General features: G+C 40.4%; 8 protein-coding genes. 4 read left to right on the top strand and 4 right to left on the bottom strand.

Features of this window, described 5'->3' with window-relative positions; translation table 11 throughout:
• Positions 1-193: hypothetical protein (locus EZ444_RS27460; protein ID WP_205945321.1), on the top strand; the 193-nt coding region annotated here is incomplete at its 5' end.
• A 134-nt stretch (positions 194-327) separates the two neighbouring features.
• Here EZ444_RS27460 and EZ444_RS21075 read toward each other — a convergent pair.
• The 3 genes from EZ444_RS21075 to rsgA are packed head-to-tail and all read right to left on the bottom strand — an operon-like array spanning position 328 to position 2,032.
• Positions 328-654, bottom strand: coding sequence for a nucleotide pyrophosphohydrolase (locus tag EZ444_RS21075; RefSeq protein ID WP_131611126.1), 327 nt, complete (start codon positions 652-654; stop codon positions 328-330).
• 1 nt (position 655) lies between these two features.
• On the bottom strand, positions 656-1,108 hold the full coding sequence (gene dtd / locus EZ444_RS21070) for a D-aminoacyl-tRNA deacylase (protein ID WP_131611125.1): 453 nt from the start codon (positions 1,106-1,108) through the stop codon (positions 656-658).
• A gap of 3 nt (positions 1,109-1,111) precedes the next feature.
• Positions 1,112-2,032 (bottom strand): ribosome small subunit-dependent GTPase A, encoded by a 921-nt coding sequence (gene rsgA / locus EZ444_RS21065; RefSeq protein ID WP_131611124.1) that lies wholly within the window; start codon positions 2,030-2,032, stop codon positions 1,112-1,114.
• A gap of 293 nt (positions 2,033-2,325) precedes the next feature.
• On the opposite strand from rsgA, the gene thrA reads away from it, so the two are divergent.
• From thrA to thrC, 3 genes are read left to right on the top strand one after another with little or no spacing between them, the layout of a single operon-like run.
• On the top strand, positions 2,326-4,773 hold the full coding sequence (thrA, locus tag EZ444_RS21060) for a bifunctional aspartate kinase/homoserine dehydrogenase I (RefSeq protein WP_131611123.1): 2,448 nt from the start codon (positions 2,326-2,328) through the stop codon (positions 4,771-4,773).
• Positions 4,774-4,779: 6 nt separating this feature from the next.
• The gene (locus EZ444_RS21055; RefSeq protein WP_131611122.1) at positions 4,780-5,715 is read left to right on the top strand and encodes a homoserine kinase; all 936 of its coding nucleotides are present in this window, start codon (positions 4,780-4,782) and stop codon (positions 5,713-5,715) included.
• A 16-nt stretch (positions 5,716-5,731) separates the two neighbouring features.
• On the top strand, positions 5,732-7,042 hold the full coding sequence (gene thrC, locus EZ444_RS21050) for a threonine synthase (RefSeq protein ID WP_131611121.1): 1,311 nt from the start codon (positions 5,732-5,734) through the stop codon (positions 7,040-7,042).
• On the opposite strand, the gene EZ444_RS21045 is transcribed toward thrC, so the two are convergent.
• Positions 7,029-7,463, bottom strand: a complete 435-nt coding sequence (locus tag EZ444_RS21045; RefSeq protein ID WP_131611120.1) for an META domain-containing protein — start codon at positions 7,461-7,463, stop codon at positions 7,029-7,031. The two genes, thrC and EZ444_RS21045, sit on opposite strands and share 14 nt — an antisense overlap.
• Between the last annotated feature and the right edge of the window lie 33 nt (positions 7,464-7,496).

The following is a 7,496-nucleotide window of genomic DNA, read 5'->3' as shown; positions in this document are numbered from 1 at the left end:
GACGTGCGACTTCCTATGGAATACAGAATATGGAAATGCAGGGGGCTATGGCAATTTTTACCGTAAACTTAAAAAGAATCCTAAAACTGATCTAATATTCAATAAATCTGAGTTAAATCCAGTCAATTGCAACCAAAATGCTTATTTATCCTTCGAAAAAGACAGGTATATATTGATCAAAAAATCAGTATAACGAAATCTCAACTTTGTTCAATAAAAAAAACGATCAAGTAAAAAACATGTTCTACTTGATCGTTCCTTAAGCTGGCTCATAAATGAGGAACTTTTTCAGTGCCCTCATTATTTTGACTCCGTTTTTTTTACATCCTATTTCAACTTGTCGTTGTTTTTATGTCTGTCGGCATCTCTGATGCTCTTTTTAATCAGATTTTTTTCCATTGCCGCAGTCAGGTCGATTCCAGTCTGATTGGCCAGACAGATCAATACAAATAAAACATCGGCCATCTCATCGCCCAGATCTACGGCCTCATCGCTTTTTTTGAAAGATTGTTCGCCATATTTACGCGACATGATTCGTGCCACTTCACCAACCTCTTCCATCAAAATTGCTGTATTGGTCAGTTCATTAAAATAACGGATGCCGGTTGTTTTGATCCATTGGTCTACCGTTTCCTGTGCCTCTGCTATGGTCATATTATTCTTTATTTTTTGTATCGATAGTAATCGTTACCGGGCCATCATTTACCAGGCTGATCTTCATATCCGCACCAAATATCCCGGTTTGTATTTCTTTGTTCAATAGTAAGGATAGCTGCTTAATCATGGCTTCATAAAGAGGAATTGCTTTTTCTGGGCGGGCGGCTCGTGTAAAACCGGGCCTATTACCTTTTTTAGTAGATGCGAAAAGGGTGAACTGGCTGATCAGTAAAATATTCCCATCAACATCAGCCAAAGCCTTATTCATCAGGTCTTCTTCATCTCCGAATACCCTCATATTCACTATTTTTCCGGCAAGCCATTCCAAATCCTCCTGTGTATCTGCATCTTCAATGCCAAGCAAAACTAAAAAGCCAAGATCGATAGCACCAGTAGTGTTCCCCGCTACAATACAACTTGCAGTTGTAACCCTTTGTATAACTGCCCTCATAATTTACGCTCTGGTTTCATTCCCATGGAAGATGCTCAGGTAGCTCTCATATCTGCTCAATTCTATTTCACCATCTTCTACCGCTTTAACAACGGCACAGCCAGGTTCATTTACATGGCGACAGTTGTTGAAACGACATTTGTTCATCAAGGCTCTCATTTCCCTGAAATAATGCCCTAGCTCTTCTGGCTTAATGTCATATATGCCCAGTTCACGTATCCCTGGAGTATCTATCAGATAGCCACCGAATGGTAAGGTGTGCATTTCCGCAAAAGTAGTGGTGTGTTGTCCCTTATCACTCGCTTCAGATATTTCACCAGTTTTGATACTTCGGCCAGGTAATAAAGCATTGATTAAGCTAGATTTTCCTACACCCGAATGACCAGAAAACAAGGTCGTTTTATCTTTTAATAAACTTTCAATCAATGGAATATTGGTGCCTTCAAGTGCCGAAACTGTATAGCATGGATAGCCAATATGCTCATAAATGGCCTTATATTCTTCTAAAATCGTCAAACCGTCTTCATTAAAAAGATCAAGTTTGTTAAAAATGAGTACCGCAGGAATGTCATATGCTTCAGCCGTAGCTAAAAAGCGGTCTATAAATCCCAATGAGGTACGGGGAGATGCTAGTGTAACCACCAAAAAAGCCTGATCAAGGTTTGCCGCAATGATTTGAGCTTGCTTAGATAAGTTGATAGATTTACGAATGATATAATTCCGTCTGTCGTACAGCTTGTTAATCACACCGTTGTCTGAATTAGGTTCCAGTTCAAACTCCACCTGATCACCTACAGCAATAGGATTGGTGGTTTGGATACCCTGAATCCTAAACTTGCCTTTTATCCGGCAGTCATAATCAAGTCCATTTTCGGCGTGCACCTGATACCAGCTTCCTGTTGATTTTATTACTAATCCTTGCATATAATGCGTAAAGGTAAGAAAATGTAGGAATTTATAATTCCTACTAAATCGACCTACTAATAATTTATTTTTATAAACATTTGCTAATTAGAAAAATATAACTTTACTTTACTGCCAGTTACAAGATAGTGTAAGAAATACAATGTATAACAATTCAACCATTACTACGATTACCACAACCACCGGCATAGGACGGAGGAAGGTAAGCTAGTGGGCTGAAAATGAAAATATAACAACCACAAAAAAGCGCCTTCCTCTAATACGGGAAGGCGCTTTTTTTTTAACCAACAACTATGAATATTTTAAAATTTGGAGGTACTTCTGTCGGTTCAGCGCAAAGCATTAGCGCGCTGATGGATATACTCAAGAAGGAGACGGGAGTTGAAAACCCTATTGTTGTTCTTTCTGCAATGGGGGGCGTAACCAACACCCTATTGCTGATGGCAGAAAATGCCAGAAGTGGAGCGGATTATGCCGATCAACTTAAGGAGATAGAAACCAAACATTTCGAAGTGATCCGTGCATTGCTGCCTGCAGGGGCACAAAATCCAGTGTTGACTAAACTAAAGATCTATTTCAACGAATTGGAAGACATCCTGCAATCGGTATATACCCTTCGCGAGTTGAGCCTGCAAACCAAAGATCTGATTTTGAGCTATGGCGAGCGTTGCTCGAATGTGATGGTTAGTCATATCGCCCGTCAGTATTTTGCCAATTCAGTTTATGTAGATGGTGCCGAGCTCATCAAAACAGATGGCAATTTCGGACAAGCAAAAGTTAATACGCAGCTTACCGAAACGCTGATCAGAGATTTCTATGAGTCCAATAAAGATAAATTGCTTTTTGTTACCGGTTTTATTTCCAGTAATGAGGACGGACGCGTCACTACATTAGGTCGTGGTGGTAGCGATTATACTGCTGCTATCTGGGGTGCTGCATTAAATGCTGAGGAAATTCAAATCTGGACAGATGTCGACGGGATGCTTACCGCCGACCCGAGGATTGTTAAAAAAGCGTTTTCATTACCCGAGTTAAGTTATATTGAAGCGATGGAGCTTTCTTATTTCGGAGCTAAGGTGATTTATCCGCCAACCATGACTCCAGCGTTTTTAAAGAAAATACCAATTGTAATTAAAAATACTTTCAACGTAGATTTTCCTGGTACTTATATCAAACATGGCGCACAAGCTTCTAGTCTGCCTATAAAAGGAATTTCTTCTATTGATGAAATCAGCATACTAAACCTTTCAGGAAGTGGTATGGTGGGCAAAGCTGGGTTTAGCGGAAGGTTGTTTTCTCTTTTATCCAGAGAGCAGGTAAATGTCGTGCTGATTACACAATCCTCATCAGAGCATAGCATTACTTTTGCAGTTAAACCGACAGATGCCTTAAAAGCATTAGCGCTGATTAGTAAGGAATTTGAATTGGAGCTTCAGGCCCGTAAATTAGAGTATCCTGAAGTAGAAAACGGACTTTCAATTTTGGCTATTGTAGGCGAAAACATGAAACGTACACCTGGGATTTCAGGAAGATTATTTAGTGCCCTTGGCCGAAATGGCGTAAACATAAGAGCCATTGCACAGGGCTCTTCAGAGTACAATATCTCCGTAATTCTATCAAGAGCAGATCTTTCTAAAGCAGTAAATGCTGTTCATGATGCCTTTTACTCAGACCTTAAAAAAACACTGAATATATTTTGTCTGGGTACCGGTAATATCGGAAAAACCTTGTTCCAGCAATTACAAAACCAGATGCCTTTCCTGGCGAAGAACAATGATCTTCAGGTAAAAGTGATGGGTGTTAGCAATACCCGCAAAATGTATTTGAATCCCGATGGTATAGATTTGACTACCTGGGAAAACGTGTTGGAAGAGCAGGGGGACAAAGCTGATTTGGGCGAATTTATCAAACAGATGAAAAACATGAACTTAGCCAATTGTGTATTTGTAGACAATACAGCTAGTCATAACCCCATTCAGTTTTATCTGGATGTGTTGCAATCCAGCATCTCCGTGGTTACCTGCAATAAGATCGGGAACTCGGCGGAGTATGATCAATATGTAGCTTTTAAAGAAGCTGCCAGAAAGCATGGGGTAGAGTTTTATTACGAGACTAACGTAGGAGCTGGTCTGCCGATTATTCGTACACTAAAAGATTTAATGCTTAGTGGCGATAGGATTGCCAGTATCGAAGCCATCTTATCGGGTACGATATCTTACATCTTTAATAATTTTAAAGGCGACAGGTTATTTCATGAGGTGGTAAAGGAGGCTCAGGATTTGGGCTATACAGAGCCTGATCCTAGAGATGATTTGAACGGTAAAGACTTCATGCGCAAAATGCTAATACTTGCCCGCGATGCAGGATATGCTTTGGAAGAAAAGGATGTTGCCATAGAAAGTATGCTTCCGGCCGCTTGTCTGGCCGCCAATAGCGTAGCCGATTTCTATCAAGAAATGGAAAAGAATGCCGCGCATTTTGAAAACTTAAAGCAGGAAGCTGCAAAAAACAATAAAGTATTAAGATATATCGGTAAACTGGAAGATGGTAAAGTTTCTATCACCCTTCAAATGGTTGATGACTCGCATCCCTTCTATATGCTTTCGGGCAGTGATAACATCATTTCATTCATTACCGATCGATATAAAGAACGTCCATTAGTAGTTAAAGGTCCAGGTGCAGGTGCTGAAGTAACAGCCGCTGGTGTATTTGCAGACATTATAAACGTGGGTAAAAGATAATAGGTTATGAGAAAATCAGTAAAAGTTTTTGCCCCGGCCACTGTGGCCAATGTAGTATGTGGATTTGATGTCCTTGGCTTTGCGGTAAACGAGCCAGGTGATGAGGTGATCATGCGTTTGACAGATAAACCGGGAGTGTCGCTTTTAAAAATTACCGGTGACGAAGGCCGGTTGCCTTTAAATCCTGACAAGAATACCGTTAGTGCCATTGCAAAGCAATACCTGGAACATATTGGTAGGCCCGATGCAGGTATCGAGATAGAGCTGCATAAAAAAATGCCGATAGGTAGTGGGTTGGGTTCAAGCTCCGCTAGTACAGTCGCCGGTCTTTTTGCCATCAATACTTTGTTTGATAATCAGTTGACGAATAGAGAGCTTGTTCCTTTTGCAATGAAAGGGGAGGAGCTGGCTTGTGGATACGGACATGCCGATAATGTGGCTCCGGCCTTATTGGGTGGTTTTGTGTTGATCAGAAGTTACAGCCCGTTGGATATCATTAGTCTGCCTTTCCCACAGGATCTGCATGCTGCAATTGTATATCCTGAGGTAGATGTGCCTACTAAAGATGCCCGTCAGATGATCCGTTCAAAGGTATACTTAAAAGATGCAGTAACGCAATGGGGTAATGTTGCCGGATTGGTAAGCGGATTGTTTATGAATGATTACGATCTGATTGGGCGTAGCATGACTGATATATTGGTAGAGCCAACCCGTTCTATTTTGATCCCTGATTTCGAAATACTTAGGGCCTTGGCTATGGAAAGTGGAGCTATCGGTTTTGGTATTTCTGGTTCAGGACCATCTGTATTTGCACTTACAAAAGATGCAGAAACAGCGAATCGGATTACTCAAAAGTTACAGCATCATTTAAAAAACATTGCCATTAATAGCCTGGCCTTTGTTTCTGAAGTAAATAAAAAAGGACCGGTAATTTTAGATTAATAGAAGGAAGAACAAAATGAAATTATATAGTACCAACAACCATAACTTAAGTGTTGATTTCCCTACCGCGGTATTTAACAGCATGCCGGCAGACAAAGGTCTGTACATGCCTATGCATATTCCGCAATTGGATCAGGAATTTATCGATACAATCGATCAATTCAGTTTACCTGAAATTGCTTTTAAAGTGGCCTCAACTTTATTGCAAGATGCTATACCAGCCAAAGACCTTAAAAATATCATTGATGATGCAATTAATTTTGATGCTCCAGTAGTAAAGCTGGCCGACAATGAATATGTTTTGGAGCTTTTTCATGGCCCTTCGTTGGCCTTTAAAGATTTTGGTGCAAGATTTATGAGCCGGATCATGGCTTATTTTTTAAAAGATAACGAGAAAACGCTTGATGTATTGGTGGCTACTTCCGGGGATACCGGCGGTGCCGTAGCGCTAGGTTTTTTAGGTGTGCCAAACACCCGCGTAACCATCCTTTACCCTAAAGGAAAGGTGAGTGATATACAAGAATTACAGCTTTGTACCAATGGTCAGAATATCCATGCTGTTGAAGTAGATGGAACTTTTGACGATTGTCAGGCACTCGTAAAGCAAGCTTTTGCTGATGATGAACTCAATAGTAAGTTCCGTTTGACTTCGGCAAATTCCATTAACATTTCCAGGTTGATCCCGCAAACATTCTATTATTTCAATGCCTATGCTCAATTGAAAAAGCAAGGTAAAAAAGAGGTTGTATTTGTGGTGCCAAGTGGAAATTTTGGGAATATCGCTGCTGGTTTATTGGCCTATAAAATGGGCTTGCCTGTAAAGCAATTTATAGCGGCAACGAATGTAAACGATACCGTTCCACGTTTTCTGGAGACAGGTATATATGAAACTCGCCCATCGGTGCAAACTTACGCCAATGCAATGGACGTAGGTGCGCCAAGTAACTGGGTAAGAATCATGGATATGTTTCAAAATGATAAATCAGCCTTACAGCAAGTATTGAAAAGCTATCGTTATACGGACGAAGAAACGTTGAAAGGAATGAAAACCATATACAATGATTTTGATTATATCGCATGTCCACACACGGCAATTGCCTGGAAGGCTTTACAGGAATACAGAAAGGAAACAGGCGATAAAGATTTTGCAGGCGTTTTCCTATCTACCGCACATGCATGTAAGTTTCCGGATGTTTTTCCTGAAGAGATGAAAGCTAAGATTGAGATTCCTGAACAAGTAAAAAGTCTGGCTGCAAAGCAAAAACATGCTACAGCTATGGATACTGCGTTTGAATCTTTTAAAAATTACCTAATTACTTCTTACTAAAACGCATAATGGCAATATCACCCATCATAAAATTCAGGGTACTGTCGCTGGTTATCGTATAATTACTTGCTTTTTTAAGCATTTCTACAAAAGTGGTCTCTCCCTCACCGGGGCAGGCCATTTTTGTCATCATAAAGGGTTTTGTGAAGTTGATTGTAGCATCGTCCGCTATCAGTTGTCCAGAGAAAGAATTACAACTGGTGTTGCCGCTAAATCTTTTCTCGGCAATGTCAAACTTAATGATCGGTTTTTTACCTGGGTACAGCCCATTAAACGCTATTCTTGGTCCTGATATGTAATTAAGCTCCCAGGTGCCGCCCAATTGAGATAATCCACCATTGCCTATAGTTCCGGACTTCATGGTCGTGCAGGACACTAGAGAACTCGCAATCACAACTGTAAATAGCATCAGCCTTTTCATATAAAAATAAGTTTTACGTTATGTGAATATACA

The organism is Pedobacter hiemivivus, assembly GCF_004331685.1.
Lineage (GTDB): Bacteria > Bacteroidota > Bacteroidia > Sphingobacteriales > Sphingobacteriaceae > Pedobacter > Pedobacter hiemivivus.
The sequence above is the reverse complement of the archived record's forward strand: the minus strand, read 5'-3'. Positions and strand labels throughout refer to the sequence as shown.

Excerpts from the sequence above, each read along its gene's own strand:
- EZ444_RS21075 (WP_131611126.1), bottom strand. The coding sequence starts at position 654 with ATGACCATAGCAGAGGCACAGGAAACGGTAGACCAATGGATCAAAACA.
- dtd (WP_131611125.1), bottom strand. The coding sequence starts at position 1,108 with ATGAGGGCAGTTATACAAAGGGTTACAACTGCAAGTTGTATTGTAGCG.
- rsgA (WP_131611124.1), bottom strand. The coding sequence starts at position 2,032 with ATGCAAGGATTAGTAATAAAATCAACAGGAAGCTGGTATCAGGTGCAC.
- thrA (WP_131611123.1), top strand. The coding sequence starts at position 2,326 with ATGAATATTTTAAAATTTGGAGGTACTTCTGTCGGTTCAGCGCAAAGC.
- EZ444_RS21055 (WP_131611122.1), top strand. The coding sequence starts at position 4,780 with ATGAGAAAATCAGTAAAAGTTTTTGCCCCGGCCACTGTGGCCAATGTA.
- thrC (WP_131611121.1), top strand. The coding sequence starts at position 5,732 with ATGAAATTATATAGTACCAACAACCATAACTTAAGTGTTGATTTCCCT.
- EZ444_RS21045 (WP_131611120.1), bottom strand. The coding sequence starts at position 7,463 with ATGAAAAGGCTGATGCTATTTACAGTTGTGATTGCGAGTTCTCTAGTG.